General features: G+C 71.3%; 18 protein-coding genes. 5 read left to right on the top strand and 13 right to left on the bottom strand.

Translation table 11 applies throughout. The features are described from left to right. Window positions 1-13 precede the first annotated feature (13 nt). Window positions 14-973 carry a quinone oxidoreductase family protein gene (locus OFY01_RS00720; RefSeq protein ID WP_266595217.1) on the bottom strand — a complete coding sequence of 320 codons (960 nt, stop codon included), beginning with the start codon at window positions 971-973 and terminating at the stop codon, window positions 14-16. A gap of 137 nt (window positions 974-1110) precedes the next feature. On the opposite strand from OFY01_RS00720, the gene OFY01_RS00715 reads away from it, so the two are divergent. Next, window positions 1111-1731 (top strand): TetR/AcrR family transcriptional regulator, encoded by a 621-nt coding sequence (locus tag OFY01_RS00715; protein WP_266595215.1) that lies wholly within the window; start codon window positions 1111-1113, stop codon window positions 1729-1731. 95 nt (window positions 1732-1826) lie between these two features. On the opposite strand, the gene OFY01_RS00710 is transcribed toward OFY01_RS00715, so the two are convergent. The 3 genes from OFY01_RS00710 to OFY01_RS00700 all read right to left on the bottom strand — a co-directional run bounded on the left by OFY01_RS00710 (window position 1827) and on the right by OFY01_RS00700 (window position 4552). Continuing rightward, on the bottom strand, window positions 1827-2714 hold the full coding sequence (locus tag OFY01_RS00710; RefSeq protein ID WP_266595213.1) for a class I SAM-dependent methyltransferase: 888 nt from the start codon (window positions 2712-2714) through the stop codon (window positions 1827-1829). Between the two features lie 202 nt (window positions 2715-2916). Then, window positions 2917-3525: an SGNH/GDSL hydrolase family protein gene (locus OFY01_RS00705; protein ID WP_266595211.1), complete on the bottom strand. Its 609-nt coding sequence runs from the start codon at window positions 3523-3525 to the stop codon at window positions 2917-2919. 127 nt (window positions 3526-3652) lie between these two features. Next, window positions 3653-4552, bottom strand: a complete 900-nt coding sequence (locus tag OFY01_RS00700) for a DMT family transporter (protein WP_266595210.1) — start codon at window positions 4550-4552, stop codon at window positions 3653-3655. Between the two features lie 519 nt (window positions 4553-5071). On the opposite strand from OFY01_RS00700, the gene OFY01_RS00695 reads away from it, so the two are divergent. Then, window positions 5072-5821, top strand: a complete 750-nt coding sequence (locus OFY01_RS00695) for an SDR family NAD(P)-dependent oxidoreductase (protein ID WP_266595208.1) — start codon at window positions 5072-5074, stop codon at window positions 5819-5821. 50 nt (window positions 5822-5871) lie between these two features. Here OFY01_RS00695 and OFY01_RS00690 read toward each other — a convergent pair whose 3' ends face one another. After that, window positions 5872-6927, bottom strand: a complete 1056-nt coding sequence (locus OFY01_RS00690) for an MGDG synthase family glycosyltransferase (RefSeq protein WP_266595272.1) — start codon at window positions 6925-6927, stop codon at window positions 5872-5874. Between the two features lie 341 nt (window positions 6928-7268). Here OFY01_RS00690 and OFY01_RS00685 point away from each other — a divergent pair, with 341 nt between their 5' ends. After that, window positions 7269-8171, top strand: a complete 903-nt coding sequence (locus OFY01_RS00685; RefSeq protein ID WP_266595206.1) for a DMT family transporter — start codon at window positions 7269-7271, stop codon at window positions 8169-8171. A 91-nt stretch (window positions 8172-8262) separates the two neighbouring features. Here the strand turns inward: OFY01_RS00685 and OFY01_RS00680 are convergent, their stop codons facing one another. The 7 genes from OFY01_RS00680 to OFY01_RS00650 all read right to left on the bottom strand — a co-directional run bounded on the left by OFY01_RS00680 (window position 8263) and on the right by OFY01_RS00650 (window position 19032). Beyond that, window positions 8263-9036, bottom strand: a complete 774-nt coding sequence (locus OFY01_RS00680; RefSeq protein WP_266595204.1) for an alpha/beta hydrolase — start codon at window positions 9034-9036, stop codon at window positions 8263-8265. Beyond that, window positions 9033-11078 (bottom strand): glycoside hydrolase family 31 protein, encoded by a 2046-nt coding sequence (locus OFY01_RS00675; protein WP_266595203.1) that lies wholly within the window; start codon window positions 11076-11078, stop codon window positions 9033-9035. Before OFY01_RS00675 ends, OFY01_RS00680 begins: the two co-directional genes overlap by 4 nt. A 134-nt stretch (window positions 11079-11212) precedes the next feature. Then, window positions 11213-13078 carry a cellulase family glycosylhydrolase gene (locus OFY01_RS00670; protein WP_266595201.1) on the bottom strand — a complete coding sequence of 622 codons (1866 nt, stop codon included), beginning with the start codon at window positions 13076-13078 and terminating at the stop codon, window positions 11213-11215. Next, a complete protein-coding gene (locus OFY01_RS00665) occupies window positions 13078-14595 on the bottom strand; it encodes a glycoside hydrolase family 43 protein (RefSeq protein ID WP_266595199.1) in 1518 nt (505 codons plus the stop codon). The genes OFY01_RS00670 and OFY01_RS00665 overlap by 1 nt, the downstream gene beginning before the upstream one ends. A 102-nt stretch (window positions 14596-14697) precedes the next feature. Continuing rightward, a complete protein-coding gene (locus OFY01_RS00660) occupies window positions 14698-16569 on the bottom strand; it encodes an RICIN domain-containing protein (RefSeq protein ID WP_266595197.1) in 1872 nt (623 codons plus the stop codon). Between the two features lie 82 nt (window positions 16570-16651). Then, a complete protein-coding gene (locus OFY01_RS00655) occupies window positions 16652-18766 on the bottom strand; it encodes an alpha-galactosidase (protein WP_266595195.1) in 2115 nt (704 codons plus the stop codon). A gap of 134 nt (window positions 18767-18900) precedes the next feature. Beyond that, window positions 18901-19032, bottom strand: coding sequence for a hypothetical protein (locus OFY01_RS00650; protein ID WP_266595193.1), 132 nt, complete (start codon window positions 19030-19032; stop codon window positions 18901-18903). A 145-nt stretch (window positions 19033-19177) separates the two neighbouring features. On the opposite strand from OFY01_RS00650, the gene OFY01_RS00645 reads away from it, so the two are divergent. Next, window positions 19178-22123, top strand: coding sequence for a glycoside hydrolase family 3 C-terminal domain-containing protein (locus OFY01_RS00645; protein WP_407700250.1), 2946 nt, complete (start codon window positions 19178-19180; stop codon window positions 22121-22123). Window positions 22124-22291: 168 nt separating this feature from the next. Continuing rightward, on the top strand, window positions 22292-23335 hold the full coding sequence (locus OFY01_RS00640) for a LacI family DNA-binding transcriptional regulator (protein WP_266595189.1): 1044 nt from the start codon (window positions 22292-22294) through the stop codon (window positions 23333-23335). A gap of 136 nt (window positions 23336-23471) precedes the next feature. Here the strand turns inward: OFY01_RS00640 and OFY01_RS00635 are convergent, their stop codons facing one another. Beyond that, window positions 23472-24923 (bottom strand): cellulose-binding protein, encoded by a 1452-nt coding sequence (locus tag OFY01_RS00635; protein ID WP_266595187.1) that lies wholly within the window; start codon window positions 24921-24923, stop codon window positions 23472-23474. Window positions 24924-25051: the final 128 nt, after the last annotated feature.

Genomic DNA, 25051 nt, shown 5'->3' with positions numbered 1-25051 from the left:
CCGCGGAGGTGTCTCACAGAAGGATGACGGTGCGCTCGCCGGGTGCGTCCTGGTGGGCCCAAGCCGCTTCGACCTGGTCGAGGGGGAACGGGCGCGGGCGTACCGACATGCCGCCCGCGGCGATCGCGGCGACGAGTTCGGTGAACTCCCGCTGCATCACGTCCATGGCGACCGCTCCGATACCGCTGCCCAGGACGCGGAACGCGTTGGAGCGCATGGCGTGTCCGGAGAGCGTGATGGTGTCTCCGCCCATGCCGCCGATCTGCACCCAGTCGAGCAGGCGGGTGTGCTGGGTGCGTGCTTCGAGGACGGCGCGCATAGCGAGTTCGGTGGGCGGTCCCCATACGTAGTCGAGGGCCACGTCGACCTCTGCGGCGGCCTTGGCGAGCGCCGTTGCGGTGGCGTCCTGGTCGGGGGTGAGCTGGACGATGTCGTCCGCGCCTTCGGTGGTGAGTTCGTCGAGGCGGGTGCGATTGCGCCCGGCGGCGATCACGCGCTCGGCTCCGAGATGCTTGGCGACCTTGACTGCCATCGATCCGGCGTTGCCGGTCGCGCCGTGCACCAGGACCGACTGCCCGGCCCGGAAGGGCACCCGGGTGCGCAGCGCGGCCCACGACGACAGGGCCGGGTTCATGGTGGCGACGAGGACCGCGGGGTCGGCTCCGTCCGGGACGGGGATGGCAGTGGCCGGGTCGATGACGATGCGCTCGGCCAGGGAGCCGGCGCCCATCGGCATGACGAAGGCGAGGCTGCCGTCTGCCCGGCGGACGACGGCGTCGGCGCCGGCCAGAGCGGGCAGCTCCTTGGGGCTGGTGTAGTGCTTGCCCGCGGCGATGCCCTTGGTGGCGCGGTGCACGCCGACGGCGAGGACGTCCACCACCTCCTGGCCGGGGGCGGCCTCAGGGGCGGGGATGGAGCGGAAGTGCGGCGGCTCGTCGAAGGACTCCACCAGCGCGGCATTCATCATGGACATGACGTTCTCCTCGGTCGCACACCGTTTAGAAACGGCTCCGTATCTTATTGCCTCCAGAGTACGGCCGCGAGTTAAGATACGCAAGCGAATCTAATTCGTATGACGGAATACCGTGAACCTGGACATATGGGGGCAGTGTGTGTGAGCGGCGCGCGGAGGGCACTCCGATACGGCGCAGGGGTGCCGCCCTGGAGAGGGCGATCACCGATGCCGCCTGGGAGATCCTGGTCGAGCAGGGCTACAGCGGCTTCACCTTCGAAGCCGTCGCCGCGCGCGCCGGCACCAGCAAGCCGGTCCTGTACCGCCGCTGGCCACGGCGCGAGGACCTCCTCGTCGCCACCCTCGCCCGGCACTGGCGCCCCCTCGAGATCCCTGACACCGGCAGCCTGCGCCAGGACGCCCTCACCCTCCTGCGCACGGTCAACGCCGAGCGGGTCCGCATGGTGATACTCATGCGCGTCCAGCTGGCCGACTACTTCCGCGAGACCGGCACCGACTTCACCGACCTGCGCAGCCGCCTCCTGCCCGCGGATCAGACACCCCCCTTCGAGCGGCTCGTGAGCCGCGCGGTCGAGCGCGGCGAGCTGACGGACGTACCGCGCCCCGCCCGCATGGTGAACCTGCCCTTCGACCTGGTACGCCACGACATGCTGATGGCCATGGGCGCGGTGCCCGACGAAGCGATCGTCGAGATCGTGGACGCGGTGTGGCTCCCGCTGCTCGGCCTGTCGCCCCACGGCACGCAGTCCGCGGACTGAGCACCCGCCCGCCCTGCCCGCACGACTCCCGAGCCCCCAAGGGCCGCCGCCTGAGGGGCGGCCGCGAGGGCGTCAACCAAGTGCTCAGCCCGGCTTCATCGTCCCCGGGGGACGCCCGCACGGGCGAGGACGGACAACTCGAACGGCCGGAGCGTGTCGGAACGTTCCCACTCCGCGGGAGCGATCGTGTCGCGTTGCCGGGCGTACTCGATCGGCTGGAGCTGGTGCTCGAGCAGGAGGGCGTCCATCTGCTCGATACTGAGGAACGTTCGCCAGGGCTCGCCCTGCTCACCCGCCGCCGCCATGACGTTTTCCGCATAGGACTGACCTGCCTCGTCGCGGAGTGCGGCCGGGAGGATGTGCTCCACGATGAGCTCTGTGCCGGGTGCGAATCCGCTGATGACGGCCAGGGTCTGCCTGATCGCCTGCGAGGTCAGGTACATCGTCACCCCGAGCCAGCTGACCAGCGCGGGCCGGCCCAGGTCGAAGCCGGCCCGCACGAGGTGATCGGTGAGCGACCGGGCGGACTCCTCCTCGAAGTCGACCGGGACGAAGGAGGCGGACGGCGGCACCGTTGTCCCCGCCTCCGCCAGCAGCGCCCGCTTCCAGTTCTGGCTCCCCGGCCTGTCCACCTCGAACACCCGCACGCCGTCGGCCAGTTCCGACCGGTAAGCAAAAGAGTCCAGCCCGGCGCCGAGGATCACGTACTGGTCGACTCCCTGGCCGGCCAGGTCGGCCAATCGGTCCTCCGCGTAGCGGCCGCGGGTGACGGCCGTCGTCCTCGCGCCGGACAGGACCGGGTGCGCGCCAAAGGACCGGTGATAGCCGAGGAGTTCTTCGGCACGTTCCCCGAGAAAGGTCTGCGCCAAGGGGTCGACGAAGATCGGAGGGGTGTCGTCGACGAGGAGGTGCGCCGCGCGAGCTGCGGCCGACATGAGAGCCGTCTGGCTGGGTTGCCCCTTGTTCATCATGAGGCCGGACATTAGTCCAATAATTTGACAGAATATCACAAAATCAAAACTTCTGAAAGGTCCCCCGAGTTCTGTTTCGGTAACGAAGCCGATCCTCGCGAGGGCGCCCTACATTGTCAGAGGCGTCGGGCACACTGCGCCGTATGAACTCGGCGGCCGCGCACGACTATGCCTGGGTCCGCACATCGCCGCTCTTCGATCGTGCGGGCGGCCCTCAGGGGAGCGCCTGTTGGTCGGCGAGCGCGATGGCGAGCTCCCCCGCCGCTGTCGGATGGAGCGGGGCCTTGTCGGCCGGCCCTTGGACATGCGGCTGGCTGCTGCACAGTTCGTGCCCGGCGAAGCGCGGCCGCACAAAGACGGCGCCCGCGGTCCGGGCGCCGTCGCGCAGGACGGAGTTGAGCGATGCCAGGCGGGAGCGGACCGACATCACTCCGGCCGCCACCGCCGTCTCCCACAGGGCGTAGCGCACCCAGCCGTCCGCGAGTCGGCGGCCGGCCAGTTCCGGCTTCCCGTGGTCCCCGGACTCCAGGAGCCGGTCGACGTGCGGGCCGGGGCTGATGTGGGCCAGGTCGAGCCGTGGCCGGAGCGGTCCGTCGAAGCGCGGTTCGGTGGGGATCTTCTGGCCGAAGAGGTCGAGTCCCCCCGGACCGGACAGGCTGAACCGTGGCAGCGCGGCGCCCACCCGAAGGGTCTGACCGGCGGCCGACACGGTCTGCAGGGGAGTGATCCGTACCGAGAGCCAGGTGGCCGCCAGGGCCAGCGGCACCAGCGCGACCACGTACAGTGCGGCGGTCAGCAGCCTCCCCGGTGAGAGGCGCACCACACGTCCTCCCTCCTTCCACCGGCCATGGTCCTCCCGTGCGTCACGTCATGCCCCCGGGTCCGCGCGACGTCATGTGCCTGGCCGGGACGCCGGCGTGCGCTGCGGAGTCGCTGGGGCCGCGGTGGTCTCATGGCCGGTGTCGCGGGTGGTGCAGGTGATGGGCCGGGGGCTCAGGACGGCGTTTGCCGCTGGGCATGACAGGGTGCCGTCCCAGGACGATGACTCCACTGACCGCCGCCACCACTCCAGTGGCTTGCCAGGCCAGTGCGCCCGGCGTCGTACGCAACTCGTCGTGGAGAAAGCCGATACCGCAGGCGATGCCGCTCAGGGGTTCGGTCGCGCTCAGCGCGGGCAAGGACAGACGCAACGGCCCGGCCTCGAAGGCACTCTGCACCAGCAACAGCCCCACCACGGCCAGCCCCACGATGGCCCAGGGCTGCCACGAGACGAGCAGTCCGGTGATTCCCCTGTCGGCGATGATGCCGCCGCAGACCCTGGTGAGCGCGTCCTGGAGGCCGTAGAGGGTGCCGGCCGCGGCGGCCAGGAGGGGCGGCCGGTAGAGCAGTCGCAGGTGCTGGGCGATGCCGATGAGGATCCCGGCCAGCCCCAGCACACAGCCGATCACCGCCCAGTGCCGCAGCGCGCCGACCTGACCGTGGCCGCTGCGCGGCTGCCCCGCGAGGATGATGGCCGCCACCCCGCCGCTGAGAGCGCCCGCTCCCAGCCATCCGGACCAGCCCAGGGGCTGGTCGCCCATCCACCGCGCGAGCGCCATCGCGAAGAGCAGGTTCGTGGTGAGCAGCGGCTCCACCTCGGCCAGGCCGGCGTGGGCGAGTGCCAGCGCCCCCAGAACCTGGCCGACGACCATGCAGGCGATGCCCGCCAGCCACAGCGGCACCCGCACGAGGTCCAACAGCAATCTGAAGGACAGCATGATGGACAGCGGTTCGCGTTCGGCGGCGTGCTGCTGGAACACGAAACCGCAGCCCAGCAGGCAGGCGGCGGAGAGACTGAAGAGATAGACCATGGTGTGCCATCCTCCTGCCCGGCCCGAAGCACGCGCTTCAAGACGACCACAGTGCGGCCGGTGTCGTCGCGCAATGACACACGTGCGGCCCATCGGTGCGCGCCGCTGGTGCCTCGGCCGCCCGCCACCGGCGCGGTCACTCGCCGCCGGTCGGTTGCTCCGTTCTGCTCAGCCGAGGGCAGGCCCGGTGACAGCGGATCACGGTCGGCCGGCTGCTGCGCGAGGTCCGCTGACACCGCCGATGGCGTGATGGCCCGGCTCCCCGGCCTCGCCGGTGGGACGCGTCGGGCCGTCCGGGGCGCACGAGGCGAGGTTTGAAAGCCGCGGGTACCGGCTAGGGCTCGATGGTCGTTGTCTTCGTCGCAGACACGGACTCAAGCAGCCGGGCGGCGCGGACGCCCTTCACGCGCGGTCCGCGCCTTCCGACACCGTGCTCGGATCCATCCGCTCAAGGAGGTCAGATTGGGACGCGCCGCGGCGGATCCGCGTACGGCTTCCTCCTCCCTTCTCTCACGAGCTGTGCCCGAGCCGGGCGTGGCGCTCGTGACGGGCGCGTCCTCGGGGATCGGGGCCGCTGTCGCACGCTGCCTGGCCAAGGAGGGGTGGACGCTGCTGGTCTCCGGACGTGACCGTGCCCGGCTGGACATGGTTGCGCGTGAGACGTCCGGCATCCCGATTCCCTGCGATCTGGCCGACGCCGACGGTGCCCGGCAGCTCGTCGACGGGGCCCTTCACCATGTGCCGGCTGTCGACCTGCTCGTCGCGTCGGCCGGTGTGGGCTGGGCGGGTCCGTTCACCTCGATGCCCGACAGCGAAGTGGACCACGTGCTCACCGTGGATCTGGCCTCGGTCGTGCATCTGGTCCGGCAGATCCTGCCCCACATGGTGGCGCGGCGCCACGGCCGGATGGTGCTGGTCGGCTCCGTGGCGGGTCTCGTCGGTGTGCGAGAGGAAGCGGTGTACTCCTCGGCGAAAGCGGCACTCCGTGCCTTCGCCGACGCGCTGCGGTACGAGCTCCACGGCACCGGCGTGCGGGTGACCCACGTCGTCCCGGGTGTGGTGGACACCCCCTTCTTCGCCCGCAGAGGGGTGCCCTACTCCCGCGCCCACCCGCGTCCGATCCCGCCCGAACAGGTGGCCGCGGCGGTGGTCGAGGCGGTGCGCCGGGATCGCCACGAGGTGTTCGTGCCCGGCTGGCTCCGCTGGCCGGCCGCGGTGCGGGCCCTCGCGCCCTCCTCGTACCACCGCCTGGCGACCCGGTTCGGCTGAACGGGGCGAGGTGCGGGTGCCGGGCCGACCGGAAGCCGCCGTTGAACCCGTCACCGTCTTCGGGCGGCCAGCCGCTCCAGCGGGCCCACGACGTCGCCCCGGAAGAGGCGGCGGTCGGGGGCGGGCCGACGGCCGCGGGCCGTGGCCCCCGAGGCGAGCCGGTCCAGTGACTGCACCAGCTGCCACGGGTCGGCCGCGTACTCGGCCAGGCCGAGCTCCGCCATCCGCCGTACGCCCTCCGTGCCGTGGCCGGGAATCGGACGGTACCCGACGACCGGGACGCCGACGGCGAGCGCCTCGAGCGCCGTCTGCCCCGCGGCGTTGTCGACCAGCGCGGACCCGGCCGCCATCAGCCCCGGCATGTCGTCCACCCAGCCCATGGCGAGCGTGCCCGGCACCTTCGACAGCGCACGACGCAGGCGTTCGTTGCGCCCGCACAGGGCGACCGGCGCATAGCCGGCGCCGGCCAGGAGCCGCGCCGTCGCGTCGAGTCGGCTGCCGACCCCCCAGGCGCCCGTGGACAGCAGTACGGGAGGGCGTCCACCGTGAGACGTCAACCGCCGCCAGTGCGCCTCACCGGCCGGATGCGGGTGAAAGCGGTCGGGCAGCAGCGGCCCGCACGCGGCGGCGGGGTGTCCCAGGCGGTGCCGTACGTCCTGGGCGATCTCCGGGGTGAGACACAAGTGGAGGTCGTTGCCCGGGTGCAGCCACTGCCGGTGCACGGCGAAGTCCGTGATGACCACCGCGCTGGGCACCGCAAGCCGTCCGTTCACCCGCATCCGCCCGGTGAGCTGGGCCGCGAGGTGGAAAACCGCGACGACCGTGTCCGCACGCGTCCCTGCCACCGCCTCTTTCAGCCGGTGCTCGGCGAGTGCCGCCAGCGGCGCGCTGCCCGGCCGCGTGCCACCACCGCCCCGGAAGAAGGCGGTGTAGATACCCGCGTACACGAGGGGGACGTGCCGGACCACGGCGCGGTAGAAGCCGCGCAGTCCGGTTCCGATGCGGGCGGGCAGCATCTCCAGTACGTCCACGAGCACCACCTCGTGCCCGGCGGCGCGCAGGCGCCGAGCCAGCTCGCCGGCCACCGCGTCGTGTCCCGATCCCATGCTCGCGCTGACGACCAGCAAACGGCTCACGTCAGGCACCGCCCCGGCCCGGCGGCGCCGTGTTCGGATACGAGAAGGCCGGAGGCAGGCGGGAAATCCGGAGGTACGGGTACATATGCGGCATGATTGCGTTGTATCGAGCAGCGAGCAACAGGGGTGGCCGCCTTGTCTGCGCCCACCGGGCCGTACGGCACACGCCTGTCGGCCGTCACCGATACGACGGGGGTTCCACGCATGCGGCGTAGGCGTCTTGTCTCGCCCGATCGGCCTCTGTCTCCCCTCTCTCACCCGCCGTGGGCTGGGTGGCCGGGGAGGGGTCTTCGTGAACGACAGGTCTCCGGATGAACGTGCTCACCGTGGTCATGGCGCTGCTCTCCGCCCTGGCCAACGCGGCTGCGTCGGTCTTGCAGCGCCGGGCCGCGGTCGAGCCGGACGGAGTCCGCGGTCACGGCGTCAAAGCGGCGACGGCCCGGCTCGCCGGGCTCCTGCGTCGTCCGTACTGGTGGGCCGGTGCGGCGGCCATGATGCTCTCCGCGGTCTTCCAGGTCATCGCGCTGGATGCCGGGCAACTGTCCGTGGTGCAGCCCCTGCTGGCCAGCGAGTTGCTGTTCACCCTGCTCGTCGGCGCGATCGTGTTCCGTCGCCGTCCCGGCGCCGGGACGTGGCGGTCCTTCGTGATGCTCGCCGGCGGGCTGGCGGTCTTCCTGTTCAGCGCATCCCCGTCACCCGGGGCCGACCGGGCGGACGACTGGCGCTGGCTCGCCGTCGGAGGCGCGCTGGCCTGTTGCGTCGGCGTCCTGCTGGCGATCGCCGTGCGTGTGAGCGGCCCCCTGCAGGCCGCGATGCTCGGCACCGCGGCAGCCGCCTGCTTCGCCGTCACCGCCGCACTCATCAAGGAAGTGACCGCACGTTTCCCGCAGGGGCCCGCCGCGGTCCTCGCCACCTGGCACACCTACGCCGGCGCCGTGACCGGACTGCTGAGTGTGCTGCTGCTCCAGTGGACGCTGCGGGCGGGCACCCTGACCGCCTCCCAGCCGGCACTGACGCTGGGTGACGCCGTGATCAGCGTCACCCTCGGCGGCCTGCTGTTCGGGGAGAGCATCGCGCTGGGCTGGCGTGTGCTGCCCGAAGCCGTAGGAGTCGGCCTCATGGCAGTGGGCATCGTCGGCCTGACCCGATCGCCCGTCATGACCGTCGACGCCAGCTGGGACGAGGTGGAACCGCCCCCCCGGAGCCCCCCGTGACACGTGAGTCGTAAGGGGCTCGCCCTTCGGAAGGACACTGGCTGCTCCCCCGCCCGTCCCGACAAGACCGACGAGAGCCACGCGTTGAAGTTCAGGCGACTCCCGGATGTCGACTCAGAGAGTCCGGGCTGATCGTCCGCTGGAGCCATTGGGCACACGAAGCCGTCCACGCGCCGGCGGGCGTCGTGCCCTGCGCCAGTCCTATGCCGTGACCGCCGGTGGGAAAGACGTGCAGCTCGACCGGAACCCGCATGTCGGCCAGGCGCCGGGTCAGCGACAGGGCATGGTCGACCCCGACGGTGTCGTCGTCCGCGCAGTGCCAGATGAAGGTCGGGGGCGTCTGCGGGACGGCGATCAGCTCGATGGAGACCGCACGCCGCTTCTCGGGGGTCGAGCCGGGACCGAGGAGCGGGTCGGTTCCCGCTTCGCCGGCGGCGGCCGGTCCGAAGGTCTGCCAGGACGTCGCCGGATAGCACAGGACCGCGAACGCGGGTCGCTCGTCGTCGGCGGTGTCCGGGCCCGCGGCGAGATGGGCAGCGAGGTGACCGCCCGCGGAGAAGCCGAGCACCCCGATGCGTGACGGGTCGACCCCCAGCCCGGCCGCCCGCGAGCGCGCCTGCCGCATCGCCGCCCGTGCGCAGTCCAGCGGTGCGGGGTGGAAGTCCTGCGGGCCCACCGGGTACTCCAGCACCCAGGCCGCGAACCCGAGCCGGTTCAGCCACTGCGCGACGGGCTTCCCCTCGTGCGGGGCGAGGAAGGTGTAGCCGCCGCCCGGCATGACGATCACCGCCGGCGCTCCCGCGTCCGAGCGCGGCACGTTCGCCGGGAGCGGATGGAACGTCAGCGCTGCCGAATCCTCGTTCATGATGGGGAACCGTTCCTTTCGTCGCGGTGACCGCCAAGACCGTCCGCGGGCCCCGTCTCGCCGCCTGTCCATACACGCCCGACGGGGGCGCCCTCGCGTACGAAGACAGGTATGCGCTCCAGTGGGGCGTCCGCCTGCAGTGCGGTGCCTCCCGCCGACACGTGTCCGGTGGCGGAATCGCGCCAGCGCGCGCCTGAGGGCAGGTACACCTGGCGGGTTCGTGCGCCCGCCTGGTACACGGGTGCCACCAGCACGTCGGGACCGAGCAGGAACTGGTCGTCCACGTCCCAGGACCGCTCGTCCTCGGGAAAGCCGAAGAACAGCGGGCGCATCGGCGGTGCGCCGGTGCGGTGGGCGTCCTCGGACAGCGCGGTCAGGTACGGGCGCAGGCGTTCGCGCAGCAGCAGGTGGTCCCGGAGGATGCCGTACGCCTGCTCCCCGTAGGACCAGACCTCGTTCGGCCCGCCGGTCATGTCCGTGGCGAACCTCGGGTAGTTCGGCACGCGGTCCCCGTGCAGCCGCATGACCGGGCTGAAGGTGCCGTACTGGAACCATCGGATCAGCAGCTCGCGGTAGGCGGGGTCGTCGGGGTCGCCGCCGAAGAAGCCTCCGATGTCGGTGTTCCACCAGCAGATGCCGCTCATCGCGACGTTCAGCCCGGCTCTGATCTGGCGGGCGAGGGAGTCGAAAGTGGTGGGGATGTCGCCGGACCACAGTGCGGCGCCGTACTTCTGGCTGCCCGCCCACGCCGAGCGCACCAGCGACAGCGGCCGGTCGTCGCCCGCCGCGCGCAGGCCGTCGGCGACGGTCCGGGTGTGCAGCAGCGGATAGAGGTTCGCGGCCTCGGCGGCCGGTCCTGCCGCGTACACGGCCCGGTCGGCGACGTCCCGGGACAGGTCGGGTTCGCAGGCGTCCAGCCAGAAGCAGCCCACACCCGCTGAGCGGTAGTTGTCGTCGAGCCGCCGCCACAGTGCGGCGCGGGCTCGGGGGTCGGTCGCGTCGTAGTACGCCATCGCACGCATCGGTTCCTCGGCGCTGCGGGACGGCCAGGGGTAGGTGAGCGGGCCGCCGCCGCTGTCCTGCACGAGGCATCCGGCGGCGTTCAGTTCGTCGAAGGAGTCGCTGCCGGGCTCGACGGTCGGCCACACCGAGACGGCGAGCGTCACCCCGAGGCCGGCGAGTTCGCTCACCATGGCCGCGGGATCGGGCCACTCGCTCGCCTCGAAGCGCCAGTCGCCCATGCGCGGCCAGTGGAAGAAGTCGCAGACGATGACGGACAGCGGCAGCCCGCGTTCCTTGTACTGCCGGGCCACCGCCAGGAGTTCGTCCTGTGTGCGGTAGCGCAGTTTCGACTGCCAGAAGCCGGATGCCCACTCGGGCAGGAGCGGTGGACGTCCGGTGGCCAGGGTGTAGGAGTCCAGGATCTGGGCCGGTGTGTCGCCGCAGGTGATCCAGTAGTCGACGCGGCCTCCGGCGTCGGCCACCCACCGGGTGGTGTCGGCGCCCAACTCCACACGCCCGGTGGCGGGGTTGTTCCACAGCAGTCCGTAGCCGCGCGAGGAGTGCACAAAGGGGACGGCGGCAACCGTGTTGCTCTGGACCAGGTCGATCACACAGCCTTTCTGGTCCAGCAGCCCGTGCAGATGCTGCCCGAGGCCGTGCAGCCGCTCGTCGGCGTACGCCTCGAAGTGCTGTTCGGTCCGGCCGTCGGCGGCGTGGACGCGGGGGCCGGGATGGTGGGTGTACGGGGTCTTGTCGGCGAGGAGTTCTCGGCCCGAGGCGGCGTGCAGGAACGTCAGCCGACCGTCCGCCGCGGCCTCCACGGCGAGGCGGCCGTTGAGCAGGCGGGCGGTGCCGTCGTCCGTGACGGACATTTCGGCGCCGGGTGAGGGGGGCGGGTTGTCCAGCGCGCCGGGGGCGGCAGAGGCGACTGTCCCGGATGAGCCCCGGATCCGGACCGCGTGCGGTCCCCAGGGCTCGATGCGGAGGGTTTCCTCGGCGCTGTGACGTTCCAGACCGTCCGCGCGGATGCTGTAAGGCAAGGCGATTCCTCTTGTGTTCCGCTTGTGTTCCGCTTGCGTTCCTGTTGTTCACAGGGGGTGCACGGCCGACCGGCCCCGGCCCCGACCCGGCCGCGCTGTGGGTGCATGCGGGGCCGGGGCCGGTCGGCCGGCGGTCACGAGACGGTGCCGGTGACGGTGTCGCCCGACCTGGTCACGTGGTAGGTGACCGATGCCCCGCTCCAGAAGTCGAACTTCAGGGTGACGGTGGCGCCGTCGGTGAGGCTCTTGAGGTAGTCGGAGGTCAGCCGGATCGTGTTCTTCCGGTAGTCCGGCACGAACGTGGTGTCGAACTCCTGGTAGGGGGTCCAGGAGTAGGGGCCGGCGTTGCTGCCGTCCGCGTAACGGGACTCCATGGTGGCCAGCACGTCGCCCTTGAACCGGGTGGGGATGGTCAGTGAGCTCGTCGTGCCGGTGGCGTCGGACTGCACCGGCAGACCGTTGGTGATCACGTGGAGCTTCCACGGAACGCCCCGGGAGAACCGCGCCTCGATGGTGGCGTTCTCGCCGTAGGCCCGGTCGCCGCCCAGCCGGGTCAGCAGCGCGGGGGTCAGCGTGAGCTTGTCACCGGACACGGTGTAGTCCGTGCCGGGGCACAGTCGGGTGTCGCCCCGCCACAGGCCCTTGAAGGACAGGCCGTTGGTGTTGAGGGTGACGGTGTGCGCGGCGACCGGCGTGGACTTGGGCAGGAACACCTGGTCGGTGGAGGCGGTGCCGGAGCGGGTGTGCCAGCTCGCCCTGATCAGCGCGGTCAGCCCGGGGTCGCGCCACTGGAAGGTCTTGCGGTCGAGGAGCAGACCGGTGTCCCACAACGCCGTGGTGACGCCGTTGATCCGAGCCTCGTAGCCGAGCTCCTCGAAGTACTTGAGCACCTCACCCCGCTCGACCTGACTGGGGAGGTCGTACTGCGGGTAGTCCAGCAGGCCGTACTCGCCGAGGTAGACCGGGATGCCCTTGGCCACGAAGAGGTCGTGCATCTGCGTGAACGCGGTGACCAGGTCCTGCTGGACGGTCTTGTCGAAGGTGGTGTAGCCGCCGTTGTTCATGCTGAACGGCCAGAAACTGTAATAGTGCATCGTGGCACCGACGTTCGGGTCGTTCAGTGCGGTGATCGTCCTGTACAGGTCGGTCATCTTCCGCTGGTCGATCGGGCTGGTGTTCTGGTCGGGCAGCAGCAGCACACGGGTGGCGTTGCGGCCGCCGGACTGCCGCACGATCGTGTGGAACGAGGTGTTCAGCTCGTCCATCGCCCGGGTCTTCTGCGCGTCGGTGGCGTTCGCGCTGAACTGCGGCTCGTTGACGCTCTCGAACAGCAGCCTGCGCGACTCGTTGCGGAACGCGGCGGCGATCTGCCGCCAGGTCGAGTCGAACCGGGCCAGCACCGCGTCGTGGTCGGCCGTGGTGATGTTCTTGATCCACTGCCACGAGTCGTGGTGCACGTTCAGGTCCACGTACAGGCCGTCCTCGATCGCCCAGTCCACGACCTGCTTGACCCGGGCCATGTAGGCCGGGTCGATCGTGTACGGGGCGGTGGTGGCCTGCGCGTTGCTCCAGGTCACCGGTATCCGTACGCTGCGGTAGCCGGACGCCTTGACGGCGTCGAACACGGCCTTGGTGGTGAGCGGGTTGCCCCACGCCGTCTCGTTCGGGATGGCGTCCAGGGTGTTGCCCAGGTTCCAGCTCGGCTGCATGGCCGCCACCACGGCCTGTGCGCCGGTGCGGGCGCCCGCGTCCACGCCGGAGTTCGCGCTGGTGCCGGCGAGCGCGGGTGTGCCGGCGGTGCCGGCCGCGGCGATCAGCGTCAGGAGCATGCCCACCAGCAGCCGCAGCCGCAGCCGTGGTCGCCGGTGGGCGCTCCGCGCGCGGGATCTTCCGTTCATGTTCGGTGCCTTTCGGTCGTCGGTGTCGTCGGATTCCTCGTGCACGTGGAAGCCGTGCACAGGTTCGTGGGAGGCGGCCCGGGGCGGAGCGAACGCGCTCATCACTGCTTCTGGGCGAGCGGCTGATAGTCGAACCAGTCGACGTGAACGGTCCCTGTGGCGGCGTACACGCCGATCACGCGACCGGTGAAGCCGCCGGCCACCTCGGTGGACAGATAGCGGCCGTCCAGTGCGGCCAGCGGGGTGAACGTGCCGTGCGGTTCCTCGAATCCGAGGCTGACGAGGTCTGGGCCGCCGCCGGGGCCGCCCGGCGACGAGGTGGTGACCTCCGCCCGCAGCACCACCGGGCCGGCGGGCGCGGGTCGGGACGCGACCACGCTGCGGACCGGGCCGATGCGGGCGACCACACGCACCTCACCGTCGGCGACCTCCACCTCGCAGTGGTGCTGCTCGTCCATGCGCACCGCCAGGCCGCCGGCGCCCTCGGCCGCGTCGACCAGGGCGCGGGCCCGACATGCGTGGTGTTGCTGGCGGCGGCCGACGAACACCACGTCACGCTCGTCCAGCGACGCGCCCCGGGCCCGCAGGGTCAGCCACCCGGGGCGTGCGCCGGTGGTGATCAGCTCGGCCGGGCGCTCGCGCAGCGAGACCCACCGCGGGGCGAGCCGCTCGTCGTCGAAGTCGTCGCGCACCAGCGCCGGGGGTGCGGGGTGCAACGGCCAGTTCGGGGCGGGCAGTTCCAGGTCCGGAGAGCCGACCCGCGGCCAGCCGTCCTCGGTCCAGACGACCGGGGCGAGGTAGGTCTCACGGCCGAGTACGTGCCAGCCGGGGGTGCCGCCGTTCGGGCGGACGCCCAGCAGCACCATCCACCACGACCCGTCCGGGCCCTGTACCAGATCGGCGTGGCCGGTGTTCTGCACCGGGTGCTCGCGGCCGCGGTGGGTGAGGATCGGGTTGTGCGGGCACGGCTCGAACGGACCGTTCGGAGAGGTGCCGCGGGCGATGGAGACGGCGTGCGCACGCTCGGTGCCGCCCTCGGCGATCATCAGGTACCAGTACGCGCCGATGTGGTAGAGGTGCGGGGCCTCGGGGTAGCGGGCGCCGGGGGCGCCGGACCAGACGTCCCTGGGCTCGCCGGTCACCTTGCCGGTGCTCGGGTCGAGCCGGACCTGCTGGACACCGGCGCAGGTGCACCAGCAGGTGCCGTCCTCGTCCCAGGCCAGGTCGGGGTCGATGCGCGGCACGTCCGGCAGCCGGATCGGGTCGGACCACGGGCCGGCCGGGTCGGTGGCGGTGACCAGCAGGTTCCCGTAGCCGCTGACATTGGTGACGATCAGGTGGAAGAGGCCGTCGTGGTGCCGGAGGGTCGGCGCGTAGACACCGGCGGAGGACGGAGAGTCCAGCGGCAGGGCCAGTTGCTCGGGCCGGTCGAGCACATTGCTGATCTGCGTCCAGTTGACCAGGTCGCGGCTGTGGAAGACCGGCACGCCGGGGAAGTACTCGAAACTGGAGCAGGCGAGATAGTAGTCGTCGCCGACCCGGCACACCGTTGGATCGGGGTGGAAGCCGGGGATGACCGGGTTGTTGACGGTGGCGGTCACCTGGTGCTGGTCGGACACGTTCGTTCCTCTCCTGGGCCGGTGGGCCTGTTGTGTTCGTCGTCCGGAGCGGGGCGGCCCGGCTGGTCGCGGGGCCGCCCCGCGCGGTTCAGCCGAGTCCGGTCAGCCGAACGTCCACTGCTGGTTGCTCTGGTTCGATCCGCAGGCCCACAGCTGCACCTTGGTGCCGTCCGCGGTGCCGTAGCCGTTGACGTCCAGGCACAGCCCTGACCGCACGTTGGTGATCGTTCCGTTGGGGTTGACGTTCCACTGCTGGTTGGCGCCGCCGTTGCACTGCCAGATCACGGCGGCGGTGCCGTTCGTCGTGCCGTTGCCGTAGTCGTCCAGGCACATCGGGGTGGAGGTGTCGGCGTAGAGGCGGAACTCCTTGGCGGAGGTGCGTGTCAGCCGCTGGGCCGCACCGCCGTCGCAGTCCCAGATCTGGGCCTGCGTGCCGGCGGTGGTGCTGCCGCCGTCGATGTCGAGGCACTTGCCCGCGCCGACCGCGTGCAGCGCGCCGGTGCCGCCGCCGCTGCTCGGGTGCATCCGCACCACGACCACCGAGTACGCGGGGACGGTCTGGGTGGTGGCACTTCCGCTGGTGGACGAGGTGATCGAGGTGCCGTTCTTCCGGTAGGTGTACACGGTCGGGGTGGCCGAGGACGGGGTGAACCCCTTGTACGACAGGGACACCGTGGTGCTGTTGTTCGGGTCCTTGTTGATCAGCATCACGTTCACGTCGCCGTTGCCGCGGTGCACCGCGTGCGCGGAGATCAACGGGGTGGAGCTGTCGGTCTTGATCAGCGAGTCGCCGGACTGGGCCAGCTTGCTGATCATCGAGATGCCGTGGAAGGGCGCGAACGGGGTGTCCACCGCCGGCTCGCAGGACGCGCCGCTGGAGAGCACGCCGCCGTCCCCGTAGTCGGTGGCACCGTCCACCGTGGTCACGTGAGAGCAGTCGGTTCCGTTGTGCATGGCCCAGTAGTCGACGGTGAACGCGCCGTTCTCCGCCCAGGTCAGCATCTGGTCGGGGGCGAACAAGCCGTTCGGTGCGGTGTTCTTGTCCCTGTCGGCGTTCGTCTCGGTGATGGCGATGCCCACGTTCGGCGCGTTGCCGCCGGCGTACTGGTTGATCAGCGACCGCACGGTGCGGGCCATGCTCGGGATCTGGGTCTGCGGCTTGGTCAGCAGGTCCGCCTCGCTGGTGCTGGTCGGGTAGTCGTGCACGATCACGAAGTCGATCTTCGAGCCGGCGATCGACAGGACCGTGTGGTTCCAGTCCTGGGTGTCGCCGGGGCCGACGATGCCGTCCGGCCAGCGGCCGGGCGCGGTGAGCACCGCGCCGATCTTGATGGTGGGGTCGACCGCCTTCATCGCCGAGACGAACTTCAGGAGGTTGTCGGCGTAGGTGGTGGCGCTGTGGCTGGAGTGCAGGTCCGTCTCCCACTGCGCGCCGTATTCGCCGTTGCCGGGGATCTCGTTGCCGATCTCCCAGTACTTGACGCCGTAGCCCTTGGTGATGTTGGCGTAGCGCACCCAGTCCGCTGCCTCCTGCGGCGTGCCCGACCCGTAGTCCGCGGTGATGATCGGCTGGGTGTGCGCCGCCCGGACCGTGGCCATGAACGAGTCGAAGTCGGTGTTCGGGGCGACGACACCGCCGTCGGCCGTGTTGGTCTTCCAGTGGTAGATGTCGGCGTAGCTGCCGCCCGGGTAGCGCATCATCCCGATACCTGCGCCGCCCAGCAGGCCCGGAATGTCCGAGCGGTTCATGTTGGCGTCGTAGACCTGGGTGTTCAGGCCGGGGGTGGTGGACGAGTAGTTCGCCAGCCAGTGGGTGGTGTCGACCGTCACCGTCGCGGAAGTCGTCGCGGAGGTGGCGGCGGTGGCGGCCGGGGCGGAGGTGAACGCTCCGGCTGACAGTGCGGCGGCGACGAGCGACGCAGCGGCGGCTACGGCGAGCAGGCGATCACGTGCGGCGTGGAGAAACCGTTGCACGAAGCCCTCCATCGGGTCGTGGTTCGGGCAGGGACGTGGTGGTACTCCCGTCTGTGGAACGGCGGGCTTTGCGACCGGGCGCTCAGGCACGGCGGGCAGGGGGTCGGTTCAGGCGGAGCAGGACGGCCGACGGGGCCGCGGGCAGGGTCAGTGTGAGTTCTGCCGCGCCGGGGTTCCAGGCGGTGGTGGCGCGGGTGTCGGCGGGGAAGATTGGCGTCGCGACCGCGGGCGTGCCCAGCAGGTGCGGCAGGCGCAGGGTGGTGGTCGGGTCGGCGCCGGGGCGGCGCCACGCGGTCAGGTAGGTGGTGGCCGGGGTGCGCAGGGCCAGCGCGACCCAGGGGTCGTCCCAGGCCGGCAGGCCCAGGGGCCACACCGGCAGCGCGCCGGGCAGGTCGGCGCGCAGGTCGCGGTGGACCGCCACCGCCTGCCGCACCAGGGCGCGCGCCCGCGGGCCGAGGCCGGCCAGCGGACCGGACAGATGGACACGTCCCAGCAGCGCGCCGACCAGGGTGAACGCGACCTCGTCCAGGGTGTCTTCGGGCTGCGGGTAGGCCCACACGGCGCCCTGCTCGGGGGTGACGGCGGTCGGGGCGGCGGCCGCGATGGGCGCGTAGAGCAGCAGGTTCTGCTGGTCGCTGGTGGACAGCAGCTGCATCCGGGACAGCAACGCGTGGTCCGCGCGCATGCCGCCGGACGCACAGTTCTCAAGCACCAGGTCCGGATGCCGGTCCAGCACACCTTCCAGCCAGGCCAGGTGACCCCGGTGGTGGCCGAGTGCCCCGGCGGCCGGGACCTCCGCGGCGTCGCCGGTGGTCCCGGTGCCGGCGTCGATGTTGTGGTCCAGTTTCAGGTAGCCGACGCCCCAGTCGCCCACCAGACGGTCCACCACCGCGTCCAGGTGCGCGCGGGCCGCCGGGTGCCTGAGGTCGAGCTGGTAGCGCCCGGTCTCGACCACCCGCACGCCGTCGCGGCGGAAGAACGCCTCGTGCGGCAGCGCCGCGGCGATCGGGCTGCGCACGCCGACCACCTCCGGCTCCAGCCACAGGCCGGGCACCATGCCGCGCTCGCGGATACGGTCCAGCACCTCGTGGATGCCGCGCGGGCCGGGGAAGCGGGTGGTGGAGGGCTCCCACGCGCCGACGCTGTCCCACCAGCCGGCGCTGTCGTCGTACCAGCCGGCGTCGATCACGAAGTACTCCGCGCCGACGTCGGCGGCGGCGTCCACCAGCGGCAGCAGTTTCTCCGTGGTCGGGTCGCCCATCAGGCAGTTCATGTAGTCGTTGAAGATCACCGGAAGGTTCTCGTGGTCCCGGTGCGGCCGACGGGTCGCACGGCGGTAACGGGTCAGCGCGCCGAAGGCGTCGTCCAGCCGCTCGCCGAGCGCCACCGACACCGGCACCGCGCGGAACTCGCCGCCCGGTTCCAGCGGGTGCCGCCAGCCGTGGTCGCTGTCGGTGGGGCCGGACAGTGCCAGGTAGGCGGTGTCGTGCCGTTCGCCGCAATCCCAGCGCCAGCCGCCGCCGTTGTGCTCGATCTGCCACACCCAGGCTCGGCCCGACGCGCGGTCGGACAGCGCGCCCATCGGCAGGTGCCCGCAGCTGGACCAGGTGCCCTGCCCGGCCAGCGCGAACGAACCCTTGCCGTACGCGTACCGGACGCGCCCGCTGAGCTGGGGCAGCGCCGCCCGCAGCGGCCGGCGCTGCCAACGGAACTCGGCGAGCCAGTCGTTGTCCGCCCACCACACGTCGGCGGTGTCCAGGTCGATGTCGGTGATGCCGCCGAGGGCCAGCGAGGTCACCGACTCCAGGTGCAGGGTGGCCGTGCCCTCGTTGCGCAGGGTCACCTCGGCGCGCAGGGCCGGCACGCCGTCCGGGGACCGGTACGTCACCTCGGCGACGAGCCCGGTGTCCGGGTCGTGCAGTTCGACGGTGAGCACGTGCCACCCGCCCTCGCGGGTGACGTGGTGAGCGCGGTGCCGAAGCCGTGCGCCGAGCGCGCTGTGCACCAGGCGGTGGCTGGACCAGTACCGGCCATGGCCGGTTGCGGTGACCTCGACCAGCGGCAGCGCGCCGTCCCGGGCCGGGTCGGCGGGTGCGCTCGGGCCGACTCGGGTGGTGCCGTCGGCGGCGACGCGCAGGTCGAGCCGGAACGCGTCATGGCCCCAACTGAAGCTTTGGTCGGTCCTCGTGACGGTCACAGCGGCGTCTCCCTCTCGGTGTCCGCGGCGCGGATCGTGCGTCTGGAGTGTGTGGGAAGCGGCTCCGGCCACGCGGCGGGGAGGAGCGGGCGGAGCCGCTTCCGGTCTGCTGGGTGTGGGGCGGCGAGTACGCGTCAGCCCTTGATCGCGCCGGCCTTCTGGTGCGGGCCACCTCCGCACGCGGACAGCAGCGGCGCCATCGCGGCGGCACCCACGACCGACACGGCCGCGGTGACGAAGCTTCTGCGGTTCATCTCAGTGCTCATGGTTGCGGCGGCCCTCCTGCGAAGCCGAAAGCGTCGAAGCGCTTAAACGATTGGCGGCCGACGGTATCGACCGTTCTCCAGCAGAACAAGAGGAGAAACCAAACTAAAAACTTCTTGCCGCTTTCGTTGACGGCTCGGACGTCGCATGGCAGCGTCGAAGCGCTTCACCTCACCGCTCCACCCCACTCGTCCTGTTCCCCCAACTCACTCGTCAGGGGTCAGCCCCGTGCATCCACCCTCCCCCTCCGCCGCCGAAAACCTTCCGTTCCGCGATCCGGCGCTGCCGCTCCGCACGCGCGTCGACGACCTGCTCGGGCGGCTCGCGCTCGACGAAAAGATCGCCATGCTCCATCAGTACGCTCCAGCGGTCCCGCGTCTGGGTGTCGCCGCGTTCCGTACCGGGACCGAGGCGCTGCACGGTGCGGCCTGGCTGGGTGAGGCGACGGTCTTCCCGCAGGCGGTGGGGCTGGGGGCGACCTGGGACGAGGAACTCGTGCGCGAGGTGGCCGAGGCGGTCTCGGCCGAGGTGCGCGCCTTGCACCACCACCGCTCCCCCGCGGCCGGCGAGGCGCGGATCAGCCTGCAGACGTGGGCGCCGGTGGTGAACCTGCTGCGCGACCCGCGGTGGGGACGCAACGAGGAGGGCTACTCCGAAGACCCGGTACACACCGCACGCCTGGGCACCGCCTACTGCCGGGGCCTGGCGGGCGACCACCCGACGTACCTGCGCACCGCGCCGGTGCTCAAGCACTTCCTCGCCTACAACAACGAGGACGACCGCTGCACCACCTCCTCCGGCCTGCGCCCCCGCGTCCTGCACGAATACGACCTGGCCGCCTTCCGGCCCGTCGTCGCCTCCGGCGCGGCCACCGGTGCCATGGCCGCGTACAACCTCGTCAACGGCCGCCCCTGCCACGTCAGCCCGCTCATCGAGGAGGAACTGCGGCGCTGGGCCGAGCCGACCGGCCACGAGCTGTTCGTGGTCAGCGACGCCGAAGCGCCGAGCAACCTCGTCGACCCGGAGCACTACTTCGACGACCACCCCGAGGCGTGCGCCGCCGCCCTCAAGGCCGGCATCGACAGCTTCACCGACCACGACCAGGACAGCGCCACCCCCGTCGGCCGGCTGCACGCGGCCCTGGAGCGCGGGCTGGTCGACGAGCACGACATCGACCGGGCCGTGCGGCGGCAGCTCGAACTGCGCTTCCGGCTCGGCGAGTTCGACCCGGACCTCGACCCGTACGCGGGCATCGGGCCGGACGTCGTCGACGGGCCCGAACACCGCGCCCTCGCCCTGCGCGCCGCCACCCAGTCGCTGGTCCTGCTCAAGAACGACGGCCTGCTGCCCCTGGACTCCGCACGCGCCCCGCGCGTCGCCGTCATCGGCCCGCTCGCCGACACCTTGTGCGAGGACTGGTACAGCGGCACCCTGCCCTACCAGGTCAGCGTCGCCTCCGGGCTGCGAGCAGCACTGGCCGAACAGGGCGGGCAGGTGGTCACGGTGGAGGGCTGCGACCGTATCGCCCTGCGGTCCCGCACCACCGGCGACCTCCTCGGCAAGAGCGCCTTCGACACGGTGGACTGGGGCGACGGCGCCCTGACGCTGCGCGACGCCGACACCGGCCGCTACCTGAGCGTGAAGGAGGACGGCCACCTGGAGGCCGACCAGGAAAAGCTCAAGTCCTGGTTCATCCACGAAACGTTCCGCATCGAACCCGCTCCGGCCGGCGGCCCCGACGCCGTCCTCCTGCGCAGCGTGCTCACCGGCCGCTACGCCGCCCTAGACCCGGCCGACGGCCAGGTCACCGTCACCGCCAAGACCCCGCAGGCCGCGGAGACCTTCCACCGCGAACTCCTGCGCGACGGCACCACCGAAGCACAGACCGCCGCCGAGGCCGCCGACGTCGCGCTCGTCGTCCTCGGCAACCACCCCCTCATAGGCGGCCGCGAGACCCAGGACCGCAAAGACACCTCCCTGCCCGCCGGGCAGGAGTCGCTGCTCCGGGCGGTCGCCGCCGTCCGCCCGCGAACGGCACTTGTCGTCATGAGCAGCTGCCCGTACGCCGTGGACTGGGCCGACACGCACCTGCCCGCCGTGCTGTGGACCTCACACGGCGGGCAGGAGACGGGCCGCGCACTGGCCGCCGTCCTGCTCGGCCGAGCCGACCCCGCCGGACGGCTGCCGCAGACCTGGTACCGGGGCGACGACCCGCTCCCCCACCCGCTCGACTACGACATCGTCAAGGCCGGCTGGACCTACCAATACCACCGGACAGCGCCGCTCTACCCGTTCGGCCACGGCCTGTCCTACACCGACTTCACCTACCGCGACCTGCGCCTGTCCACCGCGGCCATCGCGCGGGACGGCGCGGTTGACATCTCGGTGACGCTGGCCAACACCGGCGCACGCCCGGGAAGCGAGGTCGTCCAGCTCTACGTCCGCGCACGAGACACCCGCTACCAGGCCCCCCGGCTGCGGCTCGCGGACTTCCGCAAGGTCCGCCTCGCCGCGGGCGAGAGCCAGGACATCGCCTTCCGCCTGACCGCCGAGCACCTCGCGCACTGGGACGTCACCACGAGCGCCTTCACCACCGACCCCGGCAGCTACGAGATCCTCATCGCCCGGTCCGCCGGCGACATCGCCCTCACCGCCGCGCTCACCGTCACCGGAGCCGCCCCCGCTCCGCGGGCCGTCGTGAACCACCGCACCCGGGCCGTCGACTTCGACGACCACGAGGGCCTCACGCTCGTCGACGCCACCCGCACCACCGGCGACGCCATCATGCCCGAGAACCCCGCGCGGCCCGCCACCGCCCTGTTCCACCGCGTCGACCTGACCGCCGCGGTCCGGGTGGAAGCCGATGTCGCACGCGAAAGCCCCGGCCCCGGCGAGGCACTGCTCGAATTCCGCACCGGGGAGCACCTCCTCGGGGCTCTCCCCGTACCGGTCACCGGCGACCGTCACACCTGGACCACCGTCACCCGCCCGTTCCCGGCCGCGCTGGACGGCGTGCACGACCTGAGAGTCACCCTGCGCGGCGACTTCCGGCTCGCCGACTTCCGTATCTCCTCCTCGGACGGGACGCCGTAGGAAAGTTTCGTGCGCACCGGCGGAGAACTGATACCGTGCGGTCCAGACCTGGAGCTCGGCCGCACGGAAGTCCGGAGCGCGCCCCGGGAGTCGAGCAGGCGCCGGGTGGGCGTGGCCACTCGACCGGCCGCCGGGGGGCGAGAACGCGAAGGATCGGGGAAGGCGGCTTTGGCTGACGACACAGCGGACGGACCGGCGAAGCGGCACGGGGGCGATCCCTCCCGGCCGGTCACGATCGCGTACATCGCCGAGTCGGCGGGCGTGTCGGTTCCGACCGTCTCCAAAGTGCTCAACGGCAAGTCCGGGGTGTCCCCTGGCACTCGCGCCCGGGTCGAGGAACTGATCGACCGGTTCGGCTACCGCAAACTCTCCGGCGCCAACCGCAGCAATGTCGTGGAACTCGTCTTCCGCGAGCTGGAGAGCATGTGGGCGGTAGAGATCATCCGCGGCGTGGAGCGCGTCGCCAGCCGACACGGCGCGGGGCTCATGGTCTCGAGATTCGGCCTGCACGACTCCCCCGCCCCTGCCTGGGACGACACCGTGGCCCGCCGCCCCAACTGCGTGCTGTCGGTGGCCCAGCTCTCCGAGACCGAGCGTGAACAGCTCAAGGCCAAGGGCATTCCCTTCGTCGTGTTCGACCCGACACGGGAGCTGCCGGACGACGTCCCGTTCGTCGGCGCCACCAACTGGGCCGGCGGCCGGGCCGCGGCCCGTCACCTCACGGAGCTGGGGCACCGTCGCGTCGCGATGATCAGCGGACCGCAGGACGTCCTCTGCTTCTGCGCACGGCTGGACGGCTACCGCTCCGCCGTGCGGGCCGTCGGCCTGCCGTGCGACCCCGAACTGGTGGTGCACAGCGCACTCACCCGCGAGGACGGCCACGCCGCGGCCCGCGGCCTGCTGTCCCTGCCCGACCGCCCCACCGCCGTCTTCACCGCGAACGACATCCAAGCCGTCGGGGTCTACCAGGCCGCACGCGAAGCCGGCCTGCGCATCCCCGAGGACCTGAGCGTGGTCGGCTTCGACGACCTGCCGATGGCCTCCTGGATGGATCCGCCGCTGACGACCGTCCATCAGCCGCTGACCGAGATGGCCGTGGCGGCCACCGAACTCGCACTGACCCTCGGCCGCGGTGAGCGGGCCCCCCAGACCGGCCTGGAGATCGCGACGTCCCTCACCCTGCGGGAGAGCACGGCGCCACCGAAGGACTGAGGCGACCGAGTCCCTCCGGCACTGGACATCACGCCCGTGCCGGCGGGTGACCTCGACTGCATGGGGGTCAGTTCGGTGGATGGTCGTCGTGCCGGGACGGCGTGCACCGTCCCGGCACGACAGGTGTGCGGATCGGTCAGCGGTGCACCTGGACGACGACGATGGAGTAGGGCGGCACGGTCTGCCTGGTCGCGCTGCCTGTCCTCGTCCTGGTGATCGAGGTGCCGTTCTTCACGTACGAGTACACCGTGGGCGTGCCGGCGCACGGGGAGAAACCGTTGTAGGAGAGGGCGACGGTGGCGCTGTTGTTCGGGTCCTCATTGATCAGCATCACATCCACGTCACGGTTGCCGCGGCGCACCGCGTGGGCGACGAGCAGCGAGTTCGAACTGCTCGCACGCACCAGCCGGTCACCGGTCCGGCCAAGTCTGGAGACCATCGCGATGCCGTAGTACGGGGCGAACGGCGTGTTCACCGCCGGCTCGCACGGTGCGCCGCTGGAGAGGAAGCCGCCGTCGTTGTAGTCCCGCGCGCCCTCGACTGTGGTGACCTTGCTGCAGTCGGTGCCGTTGTGCATGTCCCACCAGTCGACGTTGAACGCGCCGTTCTCCATCAGGGTCAGGTAGTCGTCGGCGGCGAACAGCGCCTCGGGGGACGTGTCCGAGTCGATGGTGCCGTTCGTCTCGGTGATCGCGACGCCGACGTGGCGCGCGTGCCTGCCGGCCCACTTGTGGATCAGCGAATGCACGGAGCTCATCATGTCCGGGATCTGCGCCTGGGGCTTGCTCAGCATGTCCGCCGCGCTGGTGCCGCCGGGGTAGTAGTGGACGATCGCGAAGTCGATCTTCGAGCCGGCGATGGAGAGCACCGTGTTGTTCCAGTCCATCGTGTCGCCCGGGCCGACGATCCCGTCCGGCCAGGAACCCGGCGTGCAGAGCACGGCGCCGATCTTGATGGTGGGGTCGACCGCCTTCATCGCCGAGGCGAACCGCAGCAGGTTCTTCGCGTAGGTGGTGGCGCTGTGGCTGGCATGGAGGTCGGCCTCCCACTTCGCGCCGTACTCGCCGTTGCCGGGCACCTCGTTGCCGATCTCCCAGTACTTCACCCCGTAGTGCTTGGTGACATTGGCGTACTTCACCCAGGCGGCGGCCTCTTGCGGGGTCCCCGAGCCGTAGTCCGCGGTGATGACCGGCTGCGCGCCGGCCGCCTTGGCCGTCGACATGAACGCGTCGAAGTCCGTGTTCGGCGCGACGACGCCACCGTCGGTGGTGTTCGTCTTCCAGTGGTAGATGTCCGCGTACGAACCGCCCGGGTATCGCATCGCCTTGATACCGGCGTTGCTGAGCAGACGGGGGATCGCCGGTCCGTTCATGTTGGCGTCGTACACGGCCGTGTTCGCCCCGCTGCCGGCCGACGGGAACTTCGCCAGCGTCCGGTCGACGTTCACCGAGACCGACGCCGACGCTGACGCCGACGCCGACGCTGACGCCGTGTTCGCGGCGTCAGCGGGCTGCACGGCAGCCGCGGTCACCGCCGCGAACGCGAGCGAGATGACCGCGGCCAGCCGAGCCGGACGACTGCGACGCACAGGTATGAACTCCCGCATGGGCAATGCCTCCAGGGTTACGACGAGTGGGATGTCGAGCGATGGATCAGGGGTCGCCGGTGTATGTCACCGGGGCTCAAGTCGCCGTCCGCGACCGGCGCGTGGGGCGA

The sequence above is a fragment of the Streptomyces beihaiensis genome, from assembly GCF_026274175.1.
Lineage (GTDB): Bacteria > Actinomycetota > Actinomycetes > Streptomycetales > Streptomycetaceae > Streptomyces > Streptomyces beihaiensis.
This window is presented reverse-complemented; position numbering and strand designations above follow the sequence as displayed.